This window comes from Sphingomonas sp. UYAg733, from assembly GCF_054057355.1.
In genome coordinates, this window is the sequence record NZ_JBSRZE010000003.1 from 35998 (window position 1) to 62692 (window position 26695).

Annotated in this window: 26 protein-coding genes; 1 reads left to right on the forward strand and 25 read right to left on the reverse strand. The window is 63.5% G+C overall.

Going from position 1 to position 26695, the window contains the following annotated elements; all coding sequences use genetic code 11:
• Nucleotides 1-5 precede the first annotated feature (5 nt).
• The 4 genes from ACVWZA_RS07560 to ACVWZA_RS07575 all read right to left on the reverse strand — a co-directional run bounded on the left by ACVWZA_RS07560 (nucleotide 6) and on the right by ACVWZA_RS07575 (nucleotide 4186).
• Complete coding sequence (locus ACVWZA_RS07560) at nucleotides 6-1379, reverse strand: sensor histidine kinase (protein WP_457310582.1); 1374 nt, start codon at nucleotides 1377-1379, stop codon at nucleotides 6-8.
• Nucleotides 1376-2491, reverse strand: a complete 1116-nt coding sequence (locus ACVWZA_RS07565) for a DUF2336 domain-containing protein (protein ID WP_457310583.1) — start codon at nucleotides 2489-2491, stop codon at nucleotides 1376-1378. Before ACVWZA_RS07565 ends, ACVWZA_RS07560 begins: the two co-directional genes overlap by 4 nt.
• A 35-nt stretch (nucleotides 2492-2526) precedes the next feature.
• Nucleotides 2527-3708: a hypothetical protein gene (locus tag ACVWZA_RS07570; RefSeq protein WP_457310585.1), complete on the reverse strand. Its 1182-nt coding sequence runs from the start codon at nucleotides 3706-3708 to the stop codon at nucleotides 2527-2529.
• A 184-nt stretch (nucleotides 3709-3892) separates the two neighbouring features.
• Nucleotides 3893-4186 (reverse strand): Hpt domain-containing protein, encoded by a 294-nt coding sequence (locus tag ACVWZA_RS07575; protein WP_457310586.1) that lies wholly within the window; start codon nucleotides 4184-4186, stop codon nucleotides 3893-3895.
• A gap of 81 nt (nucleotides 4187-4267) precedes the next feature.
• Between ACVWZA_RS07575 and ACVWZA_RS07580 the strand changes: the two genes are divergently transcribed.
• Entirely contained in the window at nucleotides 4268-6574 is a 2307-nt protein-coding gene (locus tag ACVWZA_RS07580) for a hypothetical protein (RefSeq protein ID WP_457310588.1), read from the forward strand.
• A gap of 331 nt (nucleotides 6575-6905) precedes the next feature.
• Here the strand turns inward: ACVWZA_RS07580 and ACVWZA_RS07585 are convergent, their stop codons facing one another.
• The 21 genes from ACVWZA_RS07585 to ACVWZA_RS07685 form a co-directional block, all read right to left on the reverse strand.
• Complete coding sequence (locus ACVWZA_RS07585) at nucleotides 6906-7187, reverse strand: DUF1467 family protein (protein WP_457310590.1); 282 nt, start codon at nucleotides 7185-7187, stop codon at nucleotides 6906-6908.
• A 7-nt stretch (nucleotides 7188-7194) separates the two neighbouring features.
• On the reverse strand, nucleotides 7195-8835 hold the full coding sequence (locus tag ACVWZA_RS07590; RefSeq protein WP_457310591.1) for a ribonuclease J: 1641 nt from the start codon (nucleotides 8833-8835) through the stop codon (nucleotides 7195-7197).
• Between the two features lie 127 nt (nucleotides 8836-8962).
• Entirely contained in the window at nucleotides 8963-9760 is a 798-nt protein-coding gene (locus tag ACVWZA_RS07595) for a type III pantothenate kinase (RefSeq protein ID WP_457310592.1), read from the reverse strand.
• Between the two features lie 11 nt (nucleotides 9761-9771).
• Nucleotides 9772-10545 carry a biotin--[acetyl-CoA-carboxylase] ligase gene (locus ACVWZA_RS07600; RefSeq protein WP_457310593.1) on the reverse strand — a complete coding sequence of 258 codons (774 nt, stop codon included), beginning with the start codon at nucleotides 10543-10545 and terminating at the stop codon, nucleotides 9772-9774.
• Between the two features lie 47 nt (nucleotides 10546-10592).
• On the reverse strand, nucleotides 10593-12038 hold the full coding sequence (gene nuoN / locus ACVWZA_RS07605; protein ID WP_457310594.1) for an NADH-quinone oxidoreductase subunit NuoN: 1446 nt from the start codon (nucleotides 12036-12038) through the stop codon (nucleotides 10593-10595).
• Entirely contained in the window at nucleotides 12038-13582 is a 1545-nt protein-coding gene (locus tag ACVWZA_RS07610; RefSeq protein WP_457310595.1) for an NADH-quinone oxidoreductase subunit M, read from the reverse strand. The genes nuoN and ACVWZA_RS07610 overlap by 1 nt, the downstream gene beginning before the upstream one ends.
• Nucleotides 13579-15666: an NADH-quinone oxidoreductase subunit L gene (nuoL, locus tag ACVWZA_RS07615; RefSeq protein WP_457310596.1), complete on the reverse strand. Its 2088-nt coding sequence runs from the start codon at nucleotides 15664-15666 to the stop codon at nucleotides 13579-13581. Before nuoL ends, ACVWZA_RS07610 begins: the two co-directional genes overlap by 4 nt.
• 109 nt (nucleotides 15667-15775) lie before the next feature.
• A complete protein-coding gene (gene nuoK, locus ACVWZA_RS07620) occupies nucleotides 15776-16081 on the reverse strand; it encodes an NADH-quinone oxidoreductase subunit NuoK (RefSeq protein ID WP_034161248.1) in 306 nt (101 codons plus the stop codon).
• On the reverse strand, nucleotides 16078-16689 hold the full coding sequence (locus tag ACVWZA_RS07625) for an NADH-quinone oxidoreductase subunit J (protein WP_457310597.1): 612 nt from the start codon (nucleotides 16687-16689) through the stop codon (nucleotides 16078-16080). The genes nuoK and ACVWZA_RS07625 overlap by 4 nt, the downstream gene beginning before the upstream one ends.
• Nucleotides 16690-16836: 147 nt before the next feature.
• Nucleotides 16837-17322, reverse strand: a complete 486-nt coding sequence (gene nuoI, locus ACVWZA_RS07630; protein ID WP_457310598.1) for an NADH-quinone oxidoreductase subunit NuoI — start codon at nucleotides 17320-17322, stop codon at nucleotides 16837-16839.
• On the reverse strand, nucleotides 17319-18500 hold the full coding sequence (nuoH, locus tag ACVWZA_RS07635; RefSeq protein WP_457310599.1) for an NADH-quinone oxidoreductase subunit NuoH: 1182 nt from the start codon (nucleotides 18498-18500) through the stop codon (nucleotides 17319-17321). The genes nuoI and nuoH overlap by 4 nt, the downstream gene beginning before the upstream one ends.
• Nucleotides 18501-18618: 118 nt before the next feature.
• Nucleotides 18619-20637 (reverse strand): NADH-quinone oxidoreductase subunit NuoG, encoded by a 2019-nt coding sequence (gene nuoG, locus ACVWZA_RS07640; protein ID WP_457310600.1) that lies wholly within the window; start codon nucleotides 20635-20637, stop codon nucleotides 18619-18621.
• 8 nt (nucleotides 20638-20645) lie between these two features.
• On the reverse strand, nucleotides 20646-21332 hold the full coding sequence (locus ACVWZA_RS07645; protein ID WP_457310601.1) for a hypothetical protein: 687 nt from the start codon (nucleotides 21330-21332) through the stop codon (nucleotides 20646-20648).
• Nucleotides 21329-22633: an NADH-quinone oxidoreductase subunit NuoF gene (gene nuoF / locus ACVWZA_RS07650; protein ID WP_457310602.1), complete on the reverse strand. Its 1305-nt coding sequence runs from the start codon at nucleotides 22631-22633 to the stop codon at nucleotides 21329-21331. The genes ACVWZA_RS07645 and nuoF overlap by 4 nt, the downstream gene beginning before the upstream one ends.
• The gene (locus ACVWZA_RS07655) at nucleotides 22633-22797 is read right to left on the reverse strand and encodes a hypothetical protein (protein WP_457310603.1); all 165 of its coding nucleotides are present in this window, start codon (nucleotides 22795-22797) and stop codon (nucleotides 22633-22635) included. Before ACVWZA_RS07655 ends, nuoF begins: the two co-directional genes overlap by 1 nt.
• Entirely contained in the window at nucleotides 22794-23462 is a 669-nt protein-coding gene (locus ACVWZA_RS07660; RefSeq protein WP_457310604.1) for a complex I 24 kDa subunit family protein, read from the reverse strand. The genes ACVWZA_RS07655 and ACVWZA_RS07660 overlap by 4 nt, the downstream gene beginning before the upstream one ends.
• On the reverse strand, nucleotides 23455-23619 hold the full coding sequence (locus ACVWZA_RS07665; protein WP_457310605.1) for a hypothetical protein: 165 nt from the start codon (nucleotides 23617-23619) through the stop codon (nucleotides 23455-23457). Before ACVWZA_RS07665 ends, ACVWZA_RS07660 begins: the two co-directional genes overlap by 8 nt.
• Nucleotides 23616-24851: an NADH-quinone oxidoreductase subunit D gene (locus ACVWZA_RS07670; protein WP_457310606.1), complete on the reverse strand. Its 1236-nt coding sequence runs from the start codon at nucleotides 24849-24851 to the stop codon at nucleotides 23616-23618. The genes ACVWZA_RS07665 and ACVWZA_RS07670 overlap by 4 nt, the downstream gene beginning before the upstream one ends.
• Nucleotides 24844-25740 carry an NADH-quinone oxidoreductase subunit C gene (locus tag ACVWZA_RS07675; protein ID WP_457310607.1) on the reverse strand — a complete coding sequence of 299 codons (897 nt, stop codon included), beginning with the start codon at nucleotides 25738-25740 and terminating at the stop codon, nucleotides 24844-24846. Before ACVWZA_RS07675 ends, ACVWZA_RS07670 begins: the two co-directional genes overlap by 8 nt.
• A complete protein-coding gene (locus tag ACVWZA_RS07680) occupies nucleotides 25737-26276 on the reverse strand; it encodes a NuoB/complex I 20 kDa subunit family protein (RefSeq protein ID WP_457310608.1) in 540 nt (179 codons plus the stop codon). Before ACVWZA_RS07680 ends, ACVWZA_RS07675 begins: the two co-directional genes overlap by 4 nt.
• Nucleotides 26267-26641, reverse strand: a complete 375-nt coding sequence (locus tag ACVWZA_RS07685; RefSeq protein ID WP_457310609.1) for an NADH-quinone oxidoreductase subunit A — start codon at nucleotides 26639-26641, stop codon at nucleotides 26267-26269. The genes ACVWZA_RS07680 and ACVWZA_RS07685 overlap by 10 nt, the downstream gene beginning before the upstream one ends.
• Between the last annotated feature and the right edge of the window lie 54 nt (nucleotides 26642-26695).

The window sequence follows — 26695 nt, forward strand, 5'->3', positions numbered from 1 at the left end:
TTCCGCTATTCCCGATAGGGCAAGGTAAACACGAAGCGTGCCCCCTGCCCCGGCGCGCTGTCGACGGTGATGTCGCCGCCCATCGCCCGGGCAAGACGGCGCGCGATATAGAGGCCGAGGCCGCTGCCGCCCGCTTCGCGTGGATCGACGCGTTCGAATTTCTCGAAAATGCGCTTCTGGTCGTCGAGCGCGATACCCTTGCCCTGGTCAGCGACGATCACTGCGGCGATATCGCCTTCGCGTTCGGTGCGGATCCACACCATGCCGTCGGCGGGCGAATACCGCACCGCATTGCCGATCAGATTGACCAGCACCTGTAGCGCGCGGCGGAATTCGCCGGTCGCCGGCAACATGTCCCCGGGCGCCGGTTTGTCGATCTTCACCTTCGCATCGCCCGCGCGCACGCCGAGCAACCCCGCGGCACGGCGCGAGACATCGGCGAGGTCGATCGCTTCGCTCGCGACGCGGAAGTCCGGGCGCTCGATCGCCTGAAGATCGACCAGATCGTCGACTAGGCCCATCAGATGGCGACCGGCGCTGGCGATATCAGCGGCATAGTCGGCATAATCTTGGCGTAGCGGGCCTTCCGATTGCGCATTGATGCTGTCGGCATTGGCGATGATTCGGCCGAGCGGATTGCGCAATGCCGAATCAAGCCGCGCCGCGAATGCGCCGGATATGCCTTCATTCTCCGGGAACGGGGCTGCCGCGACGGGTTCCGGGTCGATCATGTGCGTGGCGCCGATGAAACCGGCGAAGGCGCCTTGCCGATCGGTGCGCGGCGTGGCGGCGAGTCGCACCGCCTGTCCGGTCGCGCGGATCGTCGCGCACTGGTCGTCGAAGCGCTGGCGCATCGCGAGACTGCCCAGAATCGGAAACTGCCCTTCGCGATCCTCACCGAGCACGAACAGGCGCGTCAGCGGCTGGCCGAGCATGTCGCCCGCATCGAAGCCATGTTTGGCACCCGCGTTGACCGACAGGAAGCTCAGCCGCAGTGCCCCGTCGGTCTCCCACAGCCAGTCCGCACCGCTGCGCAGGAAATCGCCTTCGCGATCGCCCTCGGGCGCGCCGGGCCGCCATGGCGAGCGCATGCGCCAGCCGGTGATCTCCAGGCGTACGCCCTCCGCACTCGGATTGGCGCGCACCCACAGATCGACATCGCCATCACCGTCGCCGGCAACCGCGCCGCGCGAAATCAGGATGCCGAGGCGCTGCGCCAGCCGCGCCAGAGTCGCGACCTGCGGAATGGCGATCGGCAGGCCGATCGCGCCGCCGGCGCGTGTGTTGAGTTCGTTGAGGCGCTGATCTGCCTCGATCAGCCTTCCCTCAGGATCGAGCCGGCCGCGCACCGGCGGCAGACTGGAATCGACCGCGTTCATGCTGCACGCCCGCGCGTCAGCGCCAACTGGGCAGCGCGGTAATCGGGGTGAAGCTTGAGCGGCGCGAGCGCGGCGCGCGCTGCATCGGCCGGCACCGCGACGATATCGCCGATCGATTCGGCAAAGCCTTCGAGATCGCGGCGCGGATCGGCCTCGCATAGCGCCAGGCCGATCCGGGCGATCGGTTCGCGTTCGAGTTCCAGCGCGCGCAGCACCAGCCATAGCCGGTCGGCCCGGGGGTCAATCACGACTTCACGTGCCTGGCTATAATCCAGCCCCATCGCATGTCCGATAAGCGCGGTGAACAGGGCGATGCGGCGGTCGCCGAGCGATTCGACCAGCAAAGCCGGCAGTTCGCGCGGCGTCGCCTCGATCGCGACGGCGAGGCGCATCGCGGTCGCCTCGAGCCGATCGCCTTCGTCATGCGCGGCAAGGCTGCGCACCGCCGCCTCGGCCAGCGCGCGATCCAGTGCCGCGACCGCTTCCGTCGCGCCGGTCGCGAAACGCTCGCGCAGAGCGGCGGCGACCCACCATACCAGGCGGTGATGCAAGTCGGCGGGCAAATCCGTGTGTGATCCGGTGCCTCCCTCGCTGGCGCCGCGCCGTCGGCTTTCCGCCGCGAGCAATGCCATCGCGCTCGTCGCGACAACCGAATCGGCTTGATTCACCAGACGCGACAGCAGGCTCGGTTTCTCGGGTTCGTCGGGTGCGGTAGAGGGCAAGCCGTCGCCCAGTGCATCCTGCTGCACCCGCGCGATAAGTTCGCGCATCAGATCGGTATCGCGGAGCAGCCCCGCCGCAACGAGACGGTCGAGCACCAGGATGCCCGGTGCGGTGAGCGCCGCGGCCAGCGCCAGTTCCTCGCGCGAGATCAACAGGCGTGAGGCATGCTGCCGTAGCGCGCCGTCGATCGCCGCGACCATGCCGGCAAGCGCCGACGCCATCGCCGATCGCGACCGATCGTCTAGCCGTGCCTCCTCGGGCAGAAAAAAGTCGTCGATCGCCACCGCAAGGCGCCGGGCGGCACGCGCGTCTGCGCCCGCTGCGCGCACGAGCAGCGGGCTGGCCCCCCTTTGGGTGCCGTCATCCATGTCGCGAACGGTAATCGACATGCATCTAGACTTAGGGAAGTGCGGTTAAAACGACACTAAGGCTTTTCGCGAAACGCCTCGATCGCGGCAAAAAGCGTCAGCGTCGCATAGAGTGCGGCGAGCGCGAGGCCGATCAGCGGGTATCCGGCGCCGACCGGCACCAGCATCGCGACGAGATAGGCGACCGGGCTGCCCCACCAGCGTCGCCGCGTGCGGTCGCTCGCCGCGCGTTCGACAAGCGCGGCGGCGGCGGTCAGCGCGAGCGCCAATGTCCAGCCGGTCGCGGTGCCGGCATGCACGCTCGTGACATGGCCCAGTTCGAGCACCGCGAGGCTCGCGAATGCGGGGATCATGGCCTGTTGAGTCCGTGAATGCCTCTCCTCGTCGCGGAGCCAGGCGAGTGCCGCGCCGATGGTTAGCGCCAACGCCGCGACGATGGTCAACGCGATCCCCGTGGCCGGCCAGCCGAACCAGGTCGCCGCAAGGGCGCCGATGCCGAGCACGACACCGACCGCGCTCAGTACCCAACTCGGCACGCCGCGCGCCATCAGGCGCGGCAGCGCGAGACGCGCCAGCGGCGCGAGCAGGAAGCGGTCGGCCCAGGCGGTCGGTTTCGACACCAACGCCGCAAGAATCACATTGCCGCGATCGGCCAGCGTGCGCGAATCACGTTCGATGCCATGCGCGCCACCCGCCGCGCCGGGGGACATGGCGATATGGGTAACCTGCGCCTGCGCCGCGACGCGCAGCAGCGTCGATTGGAAATCATAATCCCTGGGCATCGCCGCGACCTCGGCAATGCGCTTAGGATCGAGCAGCGCCAGCCCGGCCCAGGCCGTATCGGCGCCGACGCGCTCGAAACCGGGCATGGCATCGCGCTCGGACATGGTCAGCAGCGCATCCTGGCCCAAGCCGACGAGCGATTCGACCACGTCGCCGGTCGTCACCAGGCCGTCGGCGACGACCAGCACGCGGGCAAGCGGATGAAGCTTCTCCCGCGCTTCGACAGCGTTGCGCACGACATCGACCGATACGCCGCGCCGCCCGATCCGGCTGATTGCGCCGAGCAGTTCGGGCGTGAGCCGCGCGACGACGACGACCAGGTGCGAAACGCCGGCAGCGACCACCAGCCGGGCCTGGAATTCGATCAGGGTCAGCCCGCCGAACGGCAAGGTCGCCGCCAATGTGCCGCGACGGTCCTCGGCATCGTCAGTCGCGAAAATCAGTCCAGCCAGCATCATGGGGCTGTTAGGGGGTTGGGGCTGAGATGGCAAAGGCCGGGTTGCCGGGAACCCCTTATGCTGAACTCGTTTCAGCATCCATGCGTGACCATTCGCCTCATAGGCGGCGCCCATGGGTCACTTGGCGCAATCCGGGGTCAGGGTGTTTTCGAGTTGAATTGATCCGGCACTCGAACCGATATCAGAGCCGCTCAACCGCGCGGCGGAGTTTGCGCAGCAGGACCACGTCCTGAGGTGGCACGGTTGCCGCTTCGGTGGCGATCGCCATCAGGCGGATCGCGCCGAAGCTTGCCGCCAGCCCTTTCAGCCGCCACGCGGCGGACTGCCAGCTTTCGGAATCGCACGCGCGTTCGAGACCGTCTAGGCCGCGCCGGACACTGTCGAGGAACGCTTCGCGCAGCTCAGCGATCAGCGCGGGTTCGTCACCCACCGCAGCCGCCAGCGTCGCATCGATTGCACCGGGATCATACGCCATGTCGCTTTCATACAAGCCAACCCTTAAGGCGAGGTTTCGCTATTCGCTTTCCGACGGCGCAAATCATGGTAAACGAGTGACATGACTGGGGGTTCGCGCATTTTCGATATACGCTGGGGACAAGGCAAAGCCACCCCTGAGGAAGAGCTTGTCCTGTCCGATCCTGCTCCGCCCGAAACACCCGAACCGACATATTATGATGTCGATGAATGGGAGGGTGAGGAGTCGCTGGAGCGTTTTGGATGGGTCGTGCCGTCATTAGCCGCGCTGGTTTCGATCGCCTGGGTCGCGGCAATGCTGTGGCTGTCCTGGCCAAGCCTGGCCATCGTGGCGCCGATGGCGCTGGCCAGCTTCATCGCCGCGTTGTGCGTGCCGCCGGCACTGATCGGCATCCTGCTCCTGCTCCGGCTGCGCACCAGTACCGCCGAGGCACGACGGTTCGGCAATACCGCGCAGGCGATGCGTGCCGAAGCCGCCAGCCTGGAACGCACGATCGCGGTACTGTCGCGCACAATCGACGCCAATCGTGACCGGCTCGCCGAACAGACCACCGCGTTAATGGCGATGGGCGATGGTGCTGCCCATAAACTGACCACGATCGGCACGGGTCTCGCGGCACAGGTTGCCGCCGCCGATGCGCATGCCGGCAATTTGGCCGAGGCAGCAACCATCGCCCATGCCAAGCTCGACGTGCTGATGGCGATGTTACCCCGCGCGCATGGCGAGACGGTCGAAATGACCAAGACGCTGGAACGCACCGGCCTGAGCGCGACCGAATTTGCCGCCGCGCTCGACGCGCAGCTGACCGCGCTCGCCGAACGCGGACGCGAGGCCGATGCTGTGGCCGGCGGCGCGGCACAGCGCCTCGCCGCGCATATCGCGCGGATGGAAGCGACCGGCGAGACCGCCGGCACACGACTGGAACAGGTCACCGGCTCCATGTCGGAAGCGGTCGACGGCTTGCTCGGCCGCACTGCCGATGCGGTGGACGAAGCCCGCAAGGGCATCACCGCGCAAGGCGAAGCGCTGCTGGCGATGCTCGGCACCAACCAGGCCGCGCTCGACCGTGCCGGCCAGGACGGTGCCGAAGCGCTGGCGGCACGGATGAGCACGATCGAAACGCTGATCGACCGGATTGCAGCGCGGCTCGACGAACAGCGCGGCACGAGTGACGAGATTATCACCGTTCTCGACACCGGCATCACGCATGTATCGGGCCGGCTCGACACGTTGCATATACAAGGTGTCGATCGCTCGCAGATGCTGGCCGCGTCGATCAGCGCGCTGGGCGGATCGGCCGACGCGATGACCGAGGCATTGCGGGCCGGCGACGCGATGGCGCTGGCCGTGATCACCCGAACCGAGCATTTGCTGACCGCGCTCGATGCCGCCGCGCGCGAAATCGACGAAACCATGCCCGATGCCCTCGCCCGGCTCGATGCGCGCGTCGCCGAAAGCCGGCGCGTCGTCGGCGATGCCAAACCCGAGCTGCTCGCGCTGGTCACTGCCGCGGAGAGCACACATGATGCGATCGAGGCGATCGCCCATGTCATTTCCGGCCAGCGGGACACGGTTGAGAAATTGTCAGGCACCTTGCTCGAAACGCTGACCAGCGGTCAGACCAAGGCCGATGCACTCGGCCAGATGGTCGATGACACGATCGGCCGCACGCACCGCTTCGCCGAGGAAGCCGCACCGCGCCTGGTCGAAGCGCTGCTGCGCGTCCGTGATACGGCGAGCGCCGCCGCCGACCGCGCGCGGGAGACGCTGGCCACGGTCATCCCCGAAGCCGCCCTTGCGCTCGAGACGGCCAGCGCCGAAGCGATGCGGCGCGCGTCGGGCCATGCCCTGCAACAACAGATCGCCGCGATCGGCGAGGCCGCCGATATGGCGGCGGAGGTCGCGCAGCGCGCGTCCGAACGGCTCACGCGCCAGATGCTCGCGATCGCCGATTCGACTGCAATGGTCGAAAACCGGATCGAGGATGCCCGTGCCGAGCGCGAGAATGCCGACCAGGACACGTTCGCGCGACGCGTTTCACTATTGATTGAATCGCTCAATTCGGTGTCGATCGACATCACCAAGTCGGTCTCGACCGAAGTTTCCGACAGTTCCTGGGCGGCCTATCTGAAGGGAGATCGCGGCGTCTTCACGCGTCGTGCGGTGCGCCTGCTCGATGCCGGCGAAGCGCGCGAGATCCTGCGCCATTATGACGAGGATCCCGTGTTCCGCGAACAGGTCAATCGCTACATCCATGATTTCGAAGCGATGCTGCGCGCGATCCTGGCGCAGCGCGACGGCTCGCCGCTCGGCGTGACCTTGCTGTCGTCGGATATGGGCAAGCTGTATGTGGTGCTGGCGCAGTCGATCGAGCGGCTGCGAACCTGACTGGCGTTAACCTGATCAACCTGTCCCGCCACGTGGCGCGCCGGTGAATATATTGTTCATCATGTGAAAGAGCCCGGCGGCGCTAATGGGTACCAAACCGGAGTTGGTACTGGCGGATCGACACGCGAGCTTGAATCGATAGATCATTCCGCGCGGAGCCGACGACCCCGGCAAGCGATGTGAATCACACTGACCTGCAGCCGAATGCGATCGACCTGAAAGTCGGCAAAGGAGTGGCTTCGCGCCGAGCCGTAGAGATGCCCCGTTCGAAGCGCCGTCAGCGCGGAAATCGTAACGGTGAAGGGGTAATGGAGGGTCGCCCCTCCATGCCCTACCCCGCCTCGTTCGCGAGCGCGCCAAACAGATCGACGCTTTGCGGTGTTACCCAGCCGAAATGATAGTTGAGCATGAACAGCCCGAACAGGATCGTCGCGACGATCGTCACGCGGATTGCGACCTTGCCGGCCTGGAAAGTGTGCGGTGCACTCTCGGCCTGTCCCGGCACGCGCGCGACCCCGGCCTCGTCCGACGTACGCACCCCGAAGGGCAGCACGAAGAACACCGAAAAGGCCCAGAACAGGAAGTAGATCGCGAGCGCCGAGGTCCACCGCATCGCCAGATCAGGCCTCGATCAGCAGCACGTCGACGATCGGCTTCTTGCCGGTCCAGCGCGTCGCGACGCGGCGCACCGAGAGCCTGATGCCCTCGCGCAGCTTCGCCCGGTCGCGCCCGCCCGAGCGAACCGCATCGACCGCCGCATCGATCGCTTCGGCGACGAACGGATCGCGGTCTTCCTCGACCGGAATACCCTGAAGCTGGACTAGCGGTGTCCCAAGCAACGCGCCGTTCTTGCCGATCGCGACCGCGACCGAAATCTGGCCGAACAGCGAAAGCTTGCGCCGTTCGTTGATCGTCGCACCGTCACCCGGCAGGATCACGTCACCGTCGAGCACGAGACGGCCGACCGCGGCATGGCCGATCTTTTGCGGATTGCCCGGCGCGAGCCGGACGATGTCGCCATTGGTTTGCACGATCGAGCTCGGCACGCCTTCCGACAAGCCGAAGCGTGCCTGCTCCATCAAATGGCGCATCTCGCCATGTACCGGCATCAGGACTTCCGGCTTCATCCAGCGGTACATCTGCGCCAGTTCCGGCCGTCCGGGATGGCCGGAAACATGGACGTGCGCCTGGCGGTCTGTGATCATCACCACGCCCTTTGCCGCGAGCTGGTTCTGGATACGGCCGATCGCGACTTCGTTGCCGGGGATCTGTTTCGACGAGAACACGACGGTGTCGCCGGCATCAAGGCTGACCGGATGCTGGCCATTGGCGACGCGTGCCAGTGCGGCGCGCTCCTCGCCCTGCCCGCCGGTGGCGACGACGAGCACCTTGTTACGCGGCAAGCGCATCGCAGCTTCGGCGTCGATCGTTTCGGGGAAGTTCTTGAGATAACCGGTCGCGCGAGCGACCTTCAGGATGCGATCGAGCGAACGGCCCTGGACGCACAAGGCGCGGCCAGTCTCACGGGCGACTTCGCCCAGCGTATGGAGGCGGGCGGCGTTGGAGGCGAATGAAGTGACGAGCACCCTGCCCTTGGCCTTGCCGATCGTCTCCATCAGGCCGAGCAGCACATCGCTTTCCGAACCTGAGGCTTCCGGATTGAATACGTTGGTCGAATCGCAGACCAGCGCGAGGATACCGGCATCGCCGATCGCGGCGAGCTGTTCGGTCGTCGCCGGGCTGCCGATGACGGGCGCGGCATCGAGCTTCCAGTCGCCGGTGTGAAAGACGCGGCCATAAGGCGTATCGATCAGCAGCGCGCTCGCCTCGGGAATCGAGTGCGACATGGGTACGAATTGCACGCCGAACGGGCCAAGATCGAAGGGCTCGCCGGGTTGCTTGACGTGCAGCTTCACACGCGCGGCATTGCCTTCTTCTTCGAGCTTGCCGCGGATCAGGCCGGCGGTGAATGCCGTGGCGTAAAGCGGCACGCCGAGATCTTCGGCGAGATAGGGCAGTGCGCCGATATGGTCCTCATGACCATGGGTCAGCACGATGCCGACCAGATCGTCAAGGCGCTCCTCAATGAATTGCAAGTCGGGCAGGATGACGTCGATGCCGGGATATTGCGGATCTGCGAAGGTGATGCCGCAATCGACCATCAGCCATTTGCCCTGACAGCCATAGAGATTGACGTTCATGCCGATCTCGCCCGAGCCGCCGAGCGCGACGAACAGGAGTTCTTTCTTTGGGTTAGTCACTAAAATTATTGTCTTTCTGGTTCGGCCAGTACCGCGACAGCGGACGGCCATAGGAGTGCGTGGTTAGCGCGATAATTTGGTTGAGGATGGAGCGGGGCGCCGTTCCCGGGCGCGCTCTCGCAAATCTCTAGGGCTTTATATGGGCGCGATCCCATAACATCGCCAGCCCCTGAATGGTCAGATCGGCTTCGATACAGTCGAAAACATTGGTGTGTTGCTCAAATAACGTCGCCAGACCGCCGGTGGCGATGACCTTTACCGGCCGGCCGACCTCCGTCTTCATGCGCGAGACCAGCCCTTCGATCATCGCGATATAGCCCCAATAGATGCCGATGTGCATCTGGCTGACGGTATCGCGGCCGATCACCGAGAGATTGCCTGTCGGTGCCTCGATCGCAATGCGCGGCAGCTTGGCAGCGGCGGTGACCAGGGCGTCGAGCGACAGGTTGATACCCGGCGCAATGATTCCGCCCTTGTATGCGCCGGAATAGTCGGAGAAATCGAACGTGGTCGCGGTGCCGAAATCGATCGTGATCAGGTCGCCTGGATGGAGCGCATGTGCCGCGATCATGTTGACCGCGCGATCCGCGCCGACCGCATGCGGTTCCTCGACATCGAGCTGCATGCCCCATTCGACCGGCGGTTCACCGGCGATCAGCGGTTCGCCGCCGAAATATTTGCGCGCCAGCGTCTGAAGGTTGTGCAGCGCGCGCGGCACCACGGTGGCGATGATCACGCCGGTCACGTCCTTGCGATCATAGCCCTCGAGCGTGAGCAATTGGCTGAGCCACACGGCATATTCATCGGCGGTGCGGCGCGGGTCGGTGGCGATACGCCAACGCGCCTTGATCGTGCCCCCACCTGCTCCGGTTTCCACCAGCGCGAACACGACATTGGTATTGCCGGCATCGATCGCGAGCAGCATGTGGTGGCCTTTCAGATCAGGAACACATCGGCGGCGTGAATGACACGGGTCGTGCCATCCGCCAAGCGAAGGATAAGCGCGCCGTCACTGTCGAGACCGGCGAACAGGCCTTCGATCGCGCTGCCGTCGGGCAATCGGGCGGTCAGGGCAGTGCCGATCGCATGGGCGCGTTCGAGCCAGCGAGCGCGGATCGGCGCGAGCCCCTCGCCGCGCCAGCGGGCGAGCCAGAGCGCGAAGGCCTCTGCCAGAGTATCGAGAAAATCGGCCGGCTCAGGCGTGATGCCGTGCGCGGCAAGGCTGGTGGCGGGACGGTCGAGGTCGGTCGGATAGTGTGCGAGGTTGACACCGATTCCGATCACAACCGCGTCGGTGGTACCCTCAAGCAGGATGCCGGAGAGTTTCGCGCCGTCCAGCAGCAGGTCGTTGGGCCATTTGAGCTGGAGACCGCCTCCTTTCCCGTCATCCCCGCGAAAGCGGGGATCCCGCTGCCTTTCGACATTGGCGGCGGTCGGAGCGGAAGAAAAAGAAGACGAAGCGGGATTCCCGCTTTCGCGAGAATGACGGGAGGGAAGGTAAGCACGAACCACCTCTTCCAGCGCCACTGCGGCGACCAATGCCAGGGTTGCCGGCTGCAGATCCGACGGGCGCAACCGCACCACCGTGGACGCATAAAGGTTGCCGACGGGTGAGACCCATGCCCGGCCCTGCCGCCCACGCCCGCTGCTCTGGCGTTCGGCACGCAGCCAAAGTCCCTCTTCCGCACCGCTCCGCGCGAGCGCCAGCATATCGGCGTTGGTCGAGCCCGTCTCCGCGACGGTGCGGATGTTGTGGTTCAGAACAGCGATCGTGCCGCGGTCAGCGTCAGCACGCCAAGCGGCGCGAGCAGAACCCAGCCGACCGGCGAGACGAACACTGCCGCCGCTGCGATCAGGCCTCCCTCGACCACGCTGTCGTTACGCTCGAATGCGGCCGCAGGCTCGTCGAAATACATCACCTTCACGACGCGCAGATAATAATAGGCGCCGATCACCGAAGCGACGAAGCCCACCACCGCGAGCGGATAGAGCCCGGCACCGACCGCAGCATTGAACACCGCCAGCTTGGCATTGAAGCCGAGCAGCGGCGGGATGCCCGCCAGCGACAACATGAACGTCGCCAGCGCCAACGCAAGACCCGGCCGCGTCTGCGACAGGCCCGCGAGGCTGGCGATCGTCTCGACCGACTGCCCGCTCGCATCGCGCATCTGCAGGACGACCAGGAAGCTGCCCAGCGTCATCGCGACATAAATCGTCAGATAGAACAGCACCGACGCCACACCCGCTTCGGTCCCGGCGGCGAGGCCGACAAGCGCGAAACCGACATTGTTGATCGACGAATATGCGAGCAGCCGTTTGATATTGCTCTGCCCGATCGCCGCGACCGCGCCGAGGATGATCGAGGCGAGCGCCGCGAAGATCACGATCTGGCGCCATTGGTCGGTCGCCGGGCCCATCGCCTCGACCGCGACGCGTACCGCCATCGCCATCGCCGCGACCTTGGGCGCGCTGGCGAAGAAGGCGGTGACTGGGGTCGGCGCGCCTTCGTACACATCGGGTGTCCACATATGGAACGGCACGGCGCTGATCTTGAAGGCGAGGCCGGCAAAGATGAATACCAGCCCGAAGGTCAGGCCAAGCGAATGGCCCGCGCCGTAAGCGGTGGCGATCTGGTCGAACATGGTGCTGCCGGAGAAGCCGTATACGAGCGAAATGCCGTAAAGCAGGATGCCGCTGGCCAGCGCGCCGAGCACGAAATATTTGAGGCCGGCTTCGGCCGAACGCGTGTCGCGGCGCATGAAGCTGGCCAGTACATAGGCGGCGAGGCTTTGCAGTTCGAGACCGACATACAGCGTGAGCAGATCGCCGGCCGACACCATCATGCCCATCCCCGCCACCGATAGCAGGATCAGCACGGGATATTCGGGACGCAGATCGTCACCATTGGAGCGCGCGAAGAAGCGCGGCGCGATGATGATCGCGACGGCGGCGGCGATGTAGATCAGCACCTTGGCGAAAGCGGCAAAGGCGTCGGCGCGGTAAAGGCCGTAAAACGCCGCGCCGCCGCTCGACGCTGGCCCGAGCAGCGAGATGCCGGCCCCGGCCAGCACCGCGACCGACGCCCAGGATACCGCCCGGGTCGAGGCCTGACCGCCCCAGGCGGAAACCAGCATCAGCGCGATCGCGCCGAGGCCGAGCACCAGTTCAGGCAGGGTCATGAGGAGTGAAGCGTTATAATCCATCAGTGACCGCCCTCATGCGCGGCAGGTGCGGCGCCAAGCGCCGCAGCGGGCGCGGGCTTGCCGAGTTTCAGTTGCGAGTCACCCGGCGGCGTGGCGCGGGCCACGCGAGCGACCAGGGTTTGCACATCGCCGCGCATCGGCGCGATGAAGCTTTCGGGATAGACACCCATCCACAACACGACCGCCGCGATCGGCGCAAGCAAGGCGATTTCGCGCGCACTCATGTCAGGCATGGCGCGGACATCGTCCTTGGTCAGGTCGCCGAACACCACACGACGGTAAAGGTAGAGCATGTATGCCGCGCCGAGGATGATACCGGTTGTGCACAGCAACGTGATCGTGGTCGATACCTTGTAGGTGCCGGCCAGACTGAGAAATTCTCCGACGAAACCGCTGGTGCCGGGCAGTCCGACCGACGCCATGGTGAACAGCATGAAGAACAACGCGTATTTCGGCATGTTGATGGCGAGGCCACCATAGCGGTCGATCTCGCGGGTGTGCAGCCGGTCGTAGATCACGCCGACGCACAGGAAAAGCGCCGCGGAAACCAGGCCATGCGAGAGCATGACGATCATCGCGCCTTCGATACCCTGCTGGTTGAAGGCGAACAGGCCGATCGTCACGATCGCCATATGCGCGACCGATGAATAGGCGATCAGCTTCTTCATGTCCGACTGCACCAGCGCAACCAGCGACGTGTAGATCACCGCCACCGCCGACAGGCCGAAGACGAGCCAGACGAGCTGTGCCGAAGCTTCGGGGAACATCGGTAGCGAGAAGCGCAGGAAACCGTATCCGCCGAGCTTCAACAGCACGCCGGCAAGGATGACAGACCCGGCGGTCGGCGCCTGGACGTGCGCGTCGGGCAGCCAGGTATGGACCGGCCACATCGGCATCTTGACCGCGAACGAGGCGAAGAAGGCGAGCCACAGCCAAGTCTGCGCATGGACCGGGAAATCGTAATTGAGCAATGTCGGGATGTCGGTCGTGCCCGCTTCCTGCACCATCCACAGCATCGCGATCAGCATCAGCACCGAGCCAAGCAGCGTGTAGAGGAAGAATTTATAGCTGGCGTAGATGCGGTTGGCGCCGCCCCAGATGCCGATGATCAGGTACATCGGGATCAGGCCGGCTTCGAAAAAGATGTAGAACAGGAACAAATCCTGCGCCGCGAAAGTGCCGATCATTAGCACTTCGGTGATCAGGAACGCTGCCATATATTCGGGAACGCGCTTGGTGATCGCGCTCCAGCTCGCGCCGATGCAGATCGGCATGAGGAATACGCTGAGCATGATCAGCATCAGCGCGAAGCCGTCGATGCCGAGCTTCCAGCTGAACACGCCGAGGCTGCCGGCGTCTTCGACGAATTGCCATTGCTGCCCGCCGATATCGAATTGCGCCCACAGGCCGATGCCGAGCAGCAGGTCGACCAGCGTCGCGCCAAGCGCGAGCCAGCGCGCAGTGTTCGCATTCACGAACAGGCAAGCGATCGCCGCGATCGTCGGGATCGCGAGCATGACGGAGAGGATCGGAAAGCCGCTCATCGTGTGATCGCCCAGGTAATCGCAGCGGTCAGGCCGATCAGCATGACGAAAGCATAGCTATATACATATCCGGATTGGAGACGGCCCGCGACGCGCGTGCCCTGCTGCACCAGCCAGGCCGAGCCGTTCGGACCGAACCGATCGATCGTCTTCTCGTCACCACGATGCCAGAACAAGCGGCCGATGGCGAAGGCGGGACGCACGAACAGCAGGTCGTACAGTTCGTCGAAATACCATTTGTTGAGCAGGAAGTCGTAGACGACACGGAACTGCTCCGCGACCTGCGCGGGGAAGCCGGGTGCGCGGATATAGGCCATCCAGGCGCCCCACAGCCCCACCGCCATGGCGATTGTCGCGCTGAGTTTCACCAGCAGCGGCACCTCGTGCATCGAATGCATCAGATGCTCGCTGAAGGCGATGCTGCCCTTCCAGAAGGTCTCGCCCGATTGCGGCTCGATGAAGAAGGCGTGGAATGCGAAGCCCGCCGCAACCGCACCGACCGACAGCAAGATGAGCGGGGTCAGCATCGACCAGGGGCTCTCATGCGGATGATAACCGCCGGTGCCGGTGGGAAGGTCATGAGCGCCGGGTGCGTGCGTATCGGGCGCATGCCCGACACTTTCGGCCGCCGGATCGTCGTCGTGGCCATGCACATGATGCCCATGCGCATCATGCAACGCGTGCTGGATATGCTCGGACTGCGCCCAGCGCGGCTTGCCGTAGAAGGTCAGGAACATCACCCGCCACGAATAGAAGCTGGTCAGCAGCGCGACGATCATGCCGACGATCGATGCGCCCGACTGGCCCGAAGCCCAGGCCGCCTCGATGATCGCATCCTTCGAATGGAAGCCGGCAAAGCCGATCGCCAGCGTGTTGCCGAACACCGCGGGGATACCGACACCAGTTATCGCGAGCGTACCCGCCATCATTGCCCAGAAGGTGATCGGAATGCTTTTACGCAGCCCGCCATAGTAACGCATGTCCTGCTCATGGTGCATCGCATGGATCACCGAGCCCGCGCCAAGGAACAGCAGAGCCTTGAAGAAGGCGTGCGTGAAGAGGTGGAACATCGCCGCGCCATACGCGCCAGTGCCGGCTGCGAAGAACATATAGCCGAGCTGCGAACAGGTCGAATAAGCGATGACGCGCTTGATGTCGGTCTGCACCAGGCCGACCGTCGCGGCGAAGAAGCAGGTCGCGGCGCCGACGGTTGTCACCACGCTCAGCGCGACCGTGCTGGTTTCGAACATCGGCGACAGGCGGCAGACCATGAATACGCCAGCGGTGACCATCGTCGCGGCATGGATCAGCGCCGACACCGGGGTCGGGCCCTCCATCGCGTCGGGCAACCAGGTATGCAGACCGAGCTGCGCCGATTTGCCCATCGCCCCAACGAACAGCAACAGGCATAGGATCGTCATCGTGTCGAGCCGGTGGCCGAGGAAACCGATGGTCGAGCCGGCCATGCCGGGCGCGGCCGCAAGGATTTCCGGGATCGATACCGTCCCGAACACCAGGAAAGTGCCGAAGATACCGAGCATGAAGCCGAGATCGCCGACGCGGTTGACGACGAACGCCTTGATCGCGGCGGCGTTGGCGCTGGGTTTCTTGAACCAGAATCCGATCAGCAGATAGGAAGCGAGACCGACGCCTTCCCAGCCGAAGAACATCTGGACGAGGTTATCGGCGGTCACCAGCATGAGCATGGCGAAGGTGAACAGCGAGAGATAGGCGAAGAAGCGCGGCTGGCTGTCGTCCTCCGCCATATAGCCCCAGCTATATAGATGGACGAGCGCCGACACCGTTGTGATGACGACGAGCATGACCGCGGTCAGCGCGTCGACCTTGAGCGCCCAATCGACGCTCAAATCGCCCGAACGCATCCAATGCAGCACTGGAACGACGGCGGGTTCGGCGCTGCCGGCGACGAAGCTAAGGAAGATCGGCCAGGACAAGAGGCACGACGCGAACAGCGCGCCGGTCGTGATGATCTTGGCCGGCACATTGCCGATCATGCGATTGCCCAGACCAGAGACGATCGCGGCGAGCAGCGGCAGGAAAACGATGAACAGAATGAAGTTCACGCAACCACCCCCGTCACTCCAGCGAAGGCTGGAGTCTCAAGCGGCATAGGCGCGTCCGACAACGCAAAGATCCCAGCCTTCGCTGGGATGACGGATATGGACACGAACATCACCCCTTCATCCGATTGACATCGTCGACCGAAATCGTGCCGCGTCCACGGAAGTAAATGACCAGGATAGCCAGGCCGATCGCCGCCTCGCCCGCTGCAACGGTCAGCACGAACATCGCGAACACCTGTCCGACCAGATCGTGGAGATAAGCCGAGAAGGCGACGAAATTGATGTTCACCGACAACAGGATCAGCTCGATCGCCATCAGCATGACGATCAGATTCTTGCGGTTGGCAATGATGCCGAGCACGCCGAGCGCGAACAGGATCGCCGCGACCACCAGATAATGCGTGAGGCCGATCACAATTCCACCCCCTGCCCGATACCGGGCTGCGTATTGCGGGTCGCGTCCTGCGGGCGGCGGGCATTCTGGCGCGCGACATTCTGCCCGCGCACACCGCCACGTTCGCGGTGCGTGAGCACGATCGCACCGATCATCGCGACCAGCAGGACCAGGCCAGCGCCTTCGAACACGAACAGATAACGCGTGTAGAGCAGCCGGCCGATCGCTTCGATATTGGGTATTGTCGCGTCGATCGGCGCAGCGCGCCGGCTCAGCTCGATCGCTCCGGCGCTCCAGGCACCGAAGGCGACCATGATCTCGGCCGCGAGCGCGATCGCGAAGACCACGCCGATCGCCGCATAACGCGCGAAACCGGCACGCAGCTCAGCGAAATCGATGTTGAGCATCATCACCACGAACAGGAACAGCACCGCGACCGCGCCGACATAGACGATGATCAGCAGCATCGCGATGAACTCGGCACCGACCAGCACCATCAGCCCCGCCGCGTTGAAAAAGGCGAAGATCAGCCACAGCACGGCATGAACCGGGTTACGCGCGGTGATCGTCAGCGCACCGCTGACGATCACGAGAGTCGCGAACAGGTAAAAGGCGATTGCCTGGATCACTGGACGGTCGCCCCATAAACAGCCGTCACCGCAGCGCAGGCTGGGGTCTCATGCCGCACGGGTCCGCTCTGCAACGGGGAGATGCCAGCCTGCGCTGGCATGACGGAAGTTGAGTGAATCATCGCGGTCCCAGTTGTTGTCGCGCGCTTAACGGTACGGTGCATCGGCGGCAAGGTTCGCGGCGATCGCGCGTTCCCAGCGATCGCCATTATCGAGCAGCTTCGCCTTGTCGTAGATCAGTTCTTCACGCGTTTCGGTCGCATATTCGAAGTTCGGGCCCTCGACCACGGCATCGACCGGGCAGGCTTCCTGGCACAGACCACAGAAGATGCACTTGGTCATGTCGATGTCGTAGCGCGTGGTGCGGCGGCTGCCGTCCTCACGCGGTTCGGCCTCGATCGTGATCGCCTGGGCCGGGCACACCGCCTCGCACAGCTTGCACGCGATGCAACGTTCCTCGCCGTTCGGATAACGGCGCAACGCATGCTCGCCACGGAAGCGCGGGGAAATCGGGTTCTTCTCGAACGGATAGTTGATCGTCGCCTTGGCCTTGAAGAAATACCGCAAGGTCAGCGCATGCGCCTTGAGGAACTCCCACAGAGTGAAGGACTTGATGATCTGGGCGACGCTCACGGGCGCTTCTCCGATTTGGCGATGACCGCACTACGGCAAACACCGTCGGTCGGATATCGAGGCCGCTGCGCTTGATACAGCCCACTCGGCGTAACGTACTGCTTCAAATATACTCTCTGCGAAGGATCGCAGTCGGTGCCGACGCGGCTGAGCATCAGAAAGCCCGACACGAGGAACACCCAGAACAGCGACAGCGGCAGGAAGATCTTCCAGCCCAGGCGCATCAGTTGGTCATAGCGGTAGCGCGGGACGGTCGCCTTCACCCAGCTGAACAGGAAGAAGAAGAACAGGATCTTGGCAAACAGCCAGATGATGCCGGGTACCATATAGAGCGGCGCCCAGTCGAACGGCGGGAGGTAACCGCCCCAGAACAGGGTCGCGTTCAGCGTGCACATCAGGATCACGTTGGCATATTCGCCGAGCCAGTAGAGCGCGAAGCTCATCGACGAATATTCGGTCTGATAGCCGGCGACGAGCTCGCTCTCCGCCTCGGTCAGGTCGAACGGCGCGCGCTGCGTCTCGGCCAGCGAGGAGATGAAGAAGACGATCGCCATTGGAAAGAGCAGCGGGTTCACGATGAAGCCGTTGATCACACCGAAACCGACACCGCGCTGCGCCTCGACGATGCGCGACAGGTTGAAGCTGCCGGTCCACAGCACGATCGAGATCAGCACGAAGCCGATCGCGACTTCATAGCTGACCATCTGCGCCGCGGCACGGATCGCCGAGAAGAACGGGTATTTCGAGTTGGACGACCAGCCCGCCAGGATAATGCCATAGACGCCGAGCGACGACGCCGCGAGGACGTAGAGCAGCCCGACATTGATATCGGACAGCATCACGCCGACCTGGAACGGCACCACCGCCCACACGATCAGCGCGACGGTGAAGGTGATGATCGGCGCGAGCAGGAACAGGCCCTTGTTCGCGGCGGTCGGCACGATGGTTTCCTGCAGGAACACCTTCAGGCCGTCGGCGAAACTCTGCAACAAGCCGAACGGCCCGACCACATTCGGCCCGCGACGCAGCGCCATCGCCGCCCAGATCTTGCGATCGGCATAGATGATCATGGCGACCGCCAGCATCAGCGGCAGTGCGATGACGAGGATGCCGACGATCGTGGAGGTGAACCACGCCAATTCGAAGGACATGCCCCAGGATTGGAACAAGGCGGTCATTGCGCCCAACTCCCGTCTGGCGTCACCCCAGCGAAGGCTGGGGTCTCCAGATAATGAAGCGCGCCCATGCGGCACGAGATCCCAGCCTTCGCTGGGATGACGGTGGAAGAGGTCATCATCACTCCGCCGCCTCCGCGAATTCCTGGCCATGGACCAGCTCGGCCGAGCAGCGCTGCATCGTCGGCGATGCACGACAGATTGCGTTGGTCAGGTAGAAATCCTTGATCGGATAACCGGTCAGCTCGCCACCGTCCCTAGCGTCGAGCGCCGGCGGGTTCCAGGCGAAGGTCTTGAGGCCCAACGTCGCGAGATCGGGCACGTCGTTGCCCATCGCCACACGCAGTTCCTCGATCGTGTCGAACGGCAAGGTCTTTCCCAGTACCGCCGACAGCGCGCGCAGGATCGTCCAATCCTCACGCGCGTCACCTGGCGGGAATACCGCAAGCTCGCCGCGCTGGACGCGGGCTTCGAGATTGACCCAGGTGCCCGACTTCTCGGCATAGCTCGCGCCGGGCAGGATCACATCGGCATTGGCCGCTCCCTTGTCGCCATGATGGCCGATATAAACCTTGAAGCTGTTGGCGAATGCGGAGAAATCCGCTTCGTCGGCGCCGAGGAAGAAGGCCAGCTTGGGCCTGGCCGCAACGATGTCGGCAATGCCGCCCTTTTGCGCCCAGCCGAGCATCAGCCCGCCCATGCGGCTCGCCGCCATGTGCACGACGTTGAAGCCGTTCCACGCCCCCCCACCTTCAAGGGTACGCACCAGGTTGAGCTTCCTGGCCAGCGCCAGCGCGGCGCCATGACCATCCTTGAGCGCGCCGCCGCCAACGATGACCATCGGTTTCGCCGCGTCCTTGAACGCATCGGCCGCACCCTTGGGCAGCTTGCCGAGCAACGCGAGATCGCTGCCGAGCCATTCGACCTTGTAGGTCAGGTCGGTTTCCGGCCCGACCGCAAAGACCTTCGCACCCTTTTTGATCGCCTTGCGGATCCGTGTGTTCACCAGCGGCGCTTCCCAGCGCAGATTGGTGCCGACGAGCAGGATCACATCGGCGTCTTCGGTGCCCGCGATACTGGTGTTGAAATTGACCGCCGCGATGGATGTGGCATCGTAATCCATGCCGGTCTGACGACCTTCGAGCAGGGCCGAGCCCATCAACGCGAGCAGCGCCTTCGCGGCGTACAGCGTCTCGCAGTCGAGTAAGTCGCCATGGATCGCCGCGACGCTCGATCCGGCATTCACCGCCGCAATTGCCGCGAACGCCTCATCCCAGGTTGCGGGAACAAGCTTGCCGTTGGTCCGCACATAGGGCCGATCGAGGCGACCGCGCACCAGACCGTCAACGGCATGGCGGGTCTTGTCGCTCGCCCATTCCTCGTTGACGTCCTCGTTGATCACGGGGAGCGCGCGCAGCACCTGGCGGCCGCGACTGTCGAGGCGGATATTGGTGCCGACCGCGTCCATCACGTCGATGGTCAACGTCTTTTTAAGCTCCCAGGGGCGTGCTTCGAACGCATATGGCTTGGAGGTCAGCGCACCGACCGGGCAAAGGTCGACGACATTGCCCGAAAGCTCGCTGGTCACCGCGCTTTCGAGGTACGACGTGATCTGCATATCCTCGCCGCGACCGATCGCGCCGATTTCTTCGACGCCGGCGACTTCCTGGGCGAAACGGATGCAGCGCGTGCATTGAATGCACCGCGTCATTACCGTCTTGACGATCGGCCCCATATATTTCTCGGTCACCGCGCGCTTGTTCTCGTCATAGCGAGACTGACCGCGGCCATAGGCGACCGATTGATCTTGCAGATCACACTCGCCACCCTGATCGCAGATCGGGCAATCGAGTGGATGGTTGATCAGCAGAAATTCCATCACGCCTTCGCGCGCATTCTTGACCATCGGCGAGTTGGTGAAGACCTCCTGATTGTCCGCCGCCGGCAGCGCACACGATGCCTGCGGCTTGGGCGGGCCGGGCTTCACCTCGACCAGGCACATGCGGCAATTGCCCGCGATGCTCAGCCGTTCGTGATAACAGAAACGCGGGATTTCCTTACCGGCGAGCTCACACGCCTGCAGCACAGTGGCGCCGGCGGGGACTTCGACTTCGACGCCGTCGACTTTGAGGATGGGCATCGGCTTTCCTAGCTTTTGCTCGGCGATGCCGCCGACAAACGATACAATATTTCGCCTATATAGCCCCGCAACAACGTCGGCGAGAACCTGATCGTCATGTTGCTGAGCATGCACGCAGAGAGGGCAGGTGTGATCTGCCGAAAGGCATTCGTTTCCTCTTCCGTTGCAACGGCACTGAGAATTAAACCTCGAGCCTTGTCGGGCGCTTTTCTAACAGCGCACTCGGCAAACTCGCGCATGTTCATCCAATCGCCAGCCGCCGGCGGCGACTCAGCCGAACTACTATAATATTTTATGTGAGGAGCATTGCCGATATCGACGGCCGTTCGAGCAAACCGTGAGCGATACAATGCATCGTAAAGGCCCGCGCGAAAAATCACGTCGTTGAACTTCAACTGTCCATTCGCTAGACATTCGGCCATTCCAAGACCGCGCGCCAGCTGCCGGGATTCAAACGATTCCGGTTCGGTAGCGAGGTAAGTATCAACTTTCTTGCGACGCTGCTTCAGAACGCAACTCGCGTATCGATACATTGTGAGCCGCGTCTGATTCATCGTGGCTTTGCCCTCCGATGGAATGATCGCGGCGTTCGGCGAATTTATTTGCGCCTGAGCAACGAATGAGACTCCGCCAAAGCCAGCGACAAGGCAGCCCATCCAGAAGCGCGGTCCGATATGGCCGAAAGCGATACTCATTCCGCCGCCTCCATCATCGGCGACAATCCACCGCCCTGTTTCTCGATGATCCGCCGCTCCATCTCGGGGCGGAAATGTTTGATCAGGCCCTGAATCGGCCAGGCCGCCGCGTCGCCGAGCGCGCAGATGGTATGGCCTTCGATCTGCTTGGTCACCTGATACAGGGTGTCGATCTCCGACACATCGGCATCGCCGGTGCGCATCCGTTCCATCACGCGCCACATCCAGCCGGTTCCTTCGCGGCACGGCGTGCACTGGCCGCAGCTCTCATGCTTGTAGAAATAGGAGATGCGGCTGATCGCGCGGACGATGTCGGTCGACTTGTCCATGACGATCACCGCCGCTGTGCCGAGGCCCGAACCAAGCGCTTTCAGCCCGTCGAAATCCATCGGCGCGTCCATGATCTCGGCTGCCGGCACCAGAGGCACCGACGATCCGCCCGGAATAACCGCGAGCAGATTATCCCAACCGCCACGAATGCCACCGCAATGCACTTCGATCAGTTCGCGGAAGGAAATGCCCATTTCCTCTTCGACGACGCATGGGCGGTTCACATGCCCGCTGATCTGGAAGAGCTTGGTGCCCTCATTCTTTTCGCGCCCGATACCCGCGAACCATTCCGGGCCGCGCCGCAAGATGGCCGGAACGACCGCGATCGATTCGACATTGTTGACCGTGGTCGGGCAGCCATACAGTCCGGCACCGGCCGGGAATGGCGGTTTCAGGCGCGGCTGGCCCTTCTTGCCCTCCAGGCTTTCGAGCATCGCGGTTTCTTCGCCGCAGATATACGCGCCGGCGCCGCGATGGACGAAGACGTCGAAATCATAACCCGAACCGCAGGCGTTCTTGCCCAGCAGGCCCTTGTCATATGCCTCGGCCACCGCCGCGAACAATGTCTCCGCCTCGCGGATATATTCACCGCGAATGTAGATATAGGCGGCACGCGCGCGCATCGCGTAGCCGGCGATCAGCGCGCCCTCGATCAGCTTGTGCGGATCGTGGCGGATGATCTCACGGTCCTTGCACGAACCGGGTTCGGATTCATCGGCATTGATGACCAGGAAGTTCGGCCGGTCGGGCTTCGGTTCCTTGGGCATGAAGCTCCACTTCATGCCGGTCGGGAAACCCGCGCCGCCACGACCGCGCAGGCCCGATGCCTTCATCTTGTCGATGATCGCGTCCTGACCGAGCGCCATCAGCGCCTTGGTATTGTCCCAGTCGCCACGCTTTTGCGCGGCGGCAAGGTTCCATGGCTGGAAGCCATAGACGTTGGTGAAGATGCGATCCTTGTCGGCGAGCATTATTTGCCCTTCCCTGTCGCGCTCTGCACGGCGAAATAGATCGCCAGGCCGATGCCGATCACGATCAGCAGGCCAAGCAGCTTGAAGGTCAGCTTGAGCGCCCAGCCAAGGACAACCAGCCCGCCGATGATCGCGAGGATGGTGATGACGGTGTTTTTGTTCATGCCCATTCCCCCCGATAATCGTGGTTCTCGTCGACCATCTGTTTGAGCGTGGTCGGCCCGCCGGCGGGTTCGCTGCTCCTGCGCCCGGTGGTTGATCCCGGCGGCGGCGTGTTACCCGCGGCCAGCGCATCGAGGATCGCGGTGGTGCGGTCGTAATCCAGGTCTTCGTAATTATCGTCGTTGATCTGAACCATCGGCGCATTGGCGCAGGTGCCGAGGCACTCGACTTCGGTCAGGGTGAACAGCCCGTCGGGCGTGGTCTTGCCCTTGATCAGGCCATGATTCTTGCATGCCGACAACACATCGTCCGACCCGGCGAGCATGCACGGCGTCGTGCCGCACACCTGCACATGGTAACGGCCGACCGGCGCCATGTTGAACATCGTGTAAAAGGTCGCGACCTCGTAAACGCGCATGTACGGCACGCCGATCACGCGGGCGACGAACTCGATCACCGGAACCGGCAGCCAGCCTTGGGTCTGCGTCTCCGCACCGACCTGGCGCTGCGCGAGATCGAGCAAGGGCAGCGACGCCGATTGCTCGCGCCCCTTGGGATAGCGACCGAGGATCTCGTTCGCTTTTGCCTGATTCTCATCGGTCCACGCAAACGCGCCCCAGCGCGCGCGGGTCTCGGCCTCGTCTGGGATTTTGGGTGCTTCAGCCATCTTGCTCTTCAGGTGGTGAGGAATATCCAATGAAACCAAGCACCGCAGCCAGCCCGTACAGCGGAAATCTCAGGTAATCGAGACCTTGCGTTTCAACGAAGTAGCTGCCGAGCAGCGCCACAATTGCGAACGCATAAAATACATTGCGTTTGTTCACCGGTCGCACTCCCCGAACACGATATCCATCGCGCCGAGAATGGCAGTGGTATCGGCAAGCATGTGGCCCTTGGCCATGAAATCCATTGCCTGGAGATGGCTGAACGCGGTCGGGCGGATCTTGCAGCGGTATGGCTTGTTGCTGCCGTCTGCGACGAGATACACGCCGAACTCGCCTTTGGGGCTTTCGGTCGCGACATAGACGTCGCCCGCCGGCACATGAAAGCCCTCTGTATAGAGTTTGAAGTGATGGATCAGTGCCTCCATCGAACGCTTCATCTCGGCGCGCTTGGGCGGTACGACCTTGCGGTCGAGCGACGCGATCGGCCCGTCGGGCATTTCGTTCAGGCACTGCTTCATGATCCGTGCCGACTGACGCACTTCCTCGACGCGCACCATGAAACGGTCATAGCAATCGCCGCGCGTGCCGACCGGCACGTCGAAATCCATCTTCGCATAGACGTCATAAGGCTGCGACTTGCGCAGATCCCATGGGATGCCCGAGCCGCGGATCATCGGGCCGGAAAAGCCCCATTTCACCGCATCGTCGCGGCTGACCGTGGCGATGTCGACATTGCGCTGCTTGAAGATGCGGTTGTCGGCGACCAGACTGATCGCGTCCTCGAACAAACGCGGCAAGCGCGTGTCGAGCCAATCGGCAATATCGGTCAACAGCTTGAGCGGCGTATCCTGATGCACACCGCCGGGCCGGAAATAGGCCGAGTGCATGCGCGCGCCCGAAACGCGCTCGAAGAAGTTCATGCAGTCTTCGCGGATCTCAAACAGCCACAGGTTCGGCGTCATCGCGCCGACGTCCATGACATGGCTGCCGAGATTGAGCATATGGTTCGAAATGCGCGTCAGCTCGGCGAAGAACACCCGGAGATATTGCGCGCGGATCGGCACTTCGAGATCGAGCAATTTCTCGATCGCGAGCACGAAACTGTGCTCCATGCACAAGGGCGAGCAGTAATCGAGGCGGTCGAAATAAGGCAGCGCCTGGGTATAGGTCTTGTACTCGATCAGCTTCTCGGTGCCGCGATGGAGCAGGCCGATATGCGGATCGACGCGCTCGACGATCTCGCCGTCGAGCTCCATCACCAGACGCAAGACGCCGTGCGCGGCGGGATGCTGCGGGCCGAAATTGATCGTGTAGTTCTGGATTTCCACATCACCCGGAGTCGGATCGGCGGCATCCATCTTGTGCTCGATGGCGTCGAGATGATCAGCCATTGTTCGTATCCGGCTTCTTGCGCGTACGCGGCTTGGATGGCGCGGTATCCGACGCAGCAAGCTTGGCGGCGCGCGGCTTGCGCGGCGCCTTCACTACATCCGGATCGGCGGGTTTCGGCTTGGCTTCGGGTTCGGCCTTGCCGACGCCGGTCTGCGCTGGCGATTCCGTGGTCTTGGGCTTGGGCGGCGGCGCCTTGGCTTCGCTCTTTGCCGCATCGGCCTTGACGATCTCGTCGGCCTTCAATGGCGTCGGCGCGCCCTTTGCCTCGGGCAAGGCAGCTTTTTCGTCGCCCGGCAGGACATATTCGGCACCCTCCCAGGGAGAGGTGAAGTCGAACGTGCGGAAATCCTGCGCCAGCTTGACCGGCTCGTACACCACGCGCTTCGCTTCTTCCGAATAGCGCAGCTCGACAAACCCGGAGAGCGGAAAGTCCTTGCGCTGCGGATGGCCGCGAAAACCATAATCAGTCAGGATGCGGCGCAGGTCGGGGTTGCCCTCGAACAGCACGCCGTACATGTCGTACACTTCACGCTCGAGCCACCCGGCGACCGGCCAGATGCCCGTCACCGACGGCACCGGCTTTTCTTCGTCGGTCTGGACATGAACACGGATGCGGTGGTTGCGGGTCAGCGAGAGCAGGCAATAGACCACTTCGAACCGCTCTTCGCGATTCGGGTAATCGACCCCGGCAATCTCCATCAGCTGCTGATATTCGAGGCCGGGCGTGTCGCGCAGCGCGATCATCGTGTCGACCAGCGACACGCGATCCACGCTCAGCGCGACCTCTCCGACAGCGTCGAGCGACGACAGCAACGCCGCGCCGAGCACGCTCGCCGCCGAATCGATGATGCCGTCATTCGCGGCATAAGCCGGTGCGGGCGCCCTCACCGTTCGATCGTTCCCACGCGACGGATCTTCCGCTGCAACTGCATGATGCCATAAAGCAGGGCTTCGGCGGTCGGCGGGCAGCCCGGGACATAGATATCGACCGGTACGATCCGGTCGCACCCGCGCACGACGCTGTAGCTGTAATGATAATAGCCGCCGCCATTGGCGCACGAGCCCATCGAGATGACGTATTTCGGCTCCGACATCTGGTCATAGACCTTGCGCAGTGCCGGGGCCATCTTGTTGCACAGCGTGCCGGCGACGATCATCACATCCGATTGACGCGGTGACGCGCGCGGCGCGGCGCCGAAGCGTTCGAGATCGTAGCGCGGCATATTCACATGGATCATCTCGACCGCGCAGCAGGCAAGCCCGAAGGTCATCCACCATAGCGATCCGGTGCGCGCCCATTGAAACAGGTCTTCCGTGGACGTGACCAGGAAACCCTTGTCGTTGATCTCGCCGTTAATGTCGTTGAGGAACGACACATCGGGTAAGCTACCGGCGGGCGGCGGCGCGGTGAGTTCTACTCCCATTCCAGCGCTCCCTTCTTCCAGGCATAGACAAGGCCGAGCGCAAGCTCCGCAATGAAGATCATCATCGAGATCCACGCCGTCCAGCCGAGGTCGAACACACTGACCGCCCAGGGGTAGAGGAAGGCGGCTTCGAGATCGAAGATGATGAACAGGATCGCGACGAGATAGAAACGCACGTCGAACTGGCTGCGCGAATCCTCGAACGCGGGAAAGCCGCATTCATATTCGGTCAGCTTCTCCGCAGTCGGCTTGTGCGACCCCGTGAAACGCGACGCGATCATCGGCAGGAATACGAATGCGCTGGACAGGACGATAGCGACGCCCAGAAACAGCAGGATCGGCAGATATTGTGACAGGTCGACCAAGGTTCTCTCGCATGTGCGAAGTGATGCGGCGGCTTTAGGCCGATGACCCTAGTC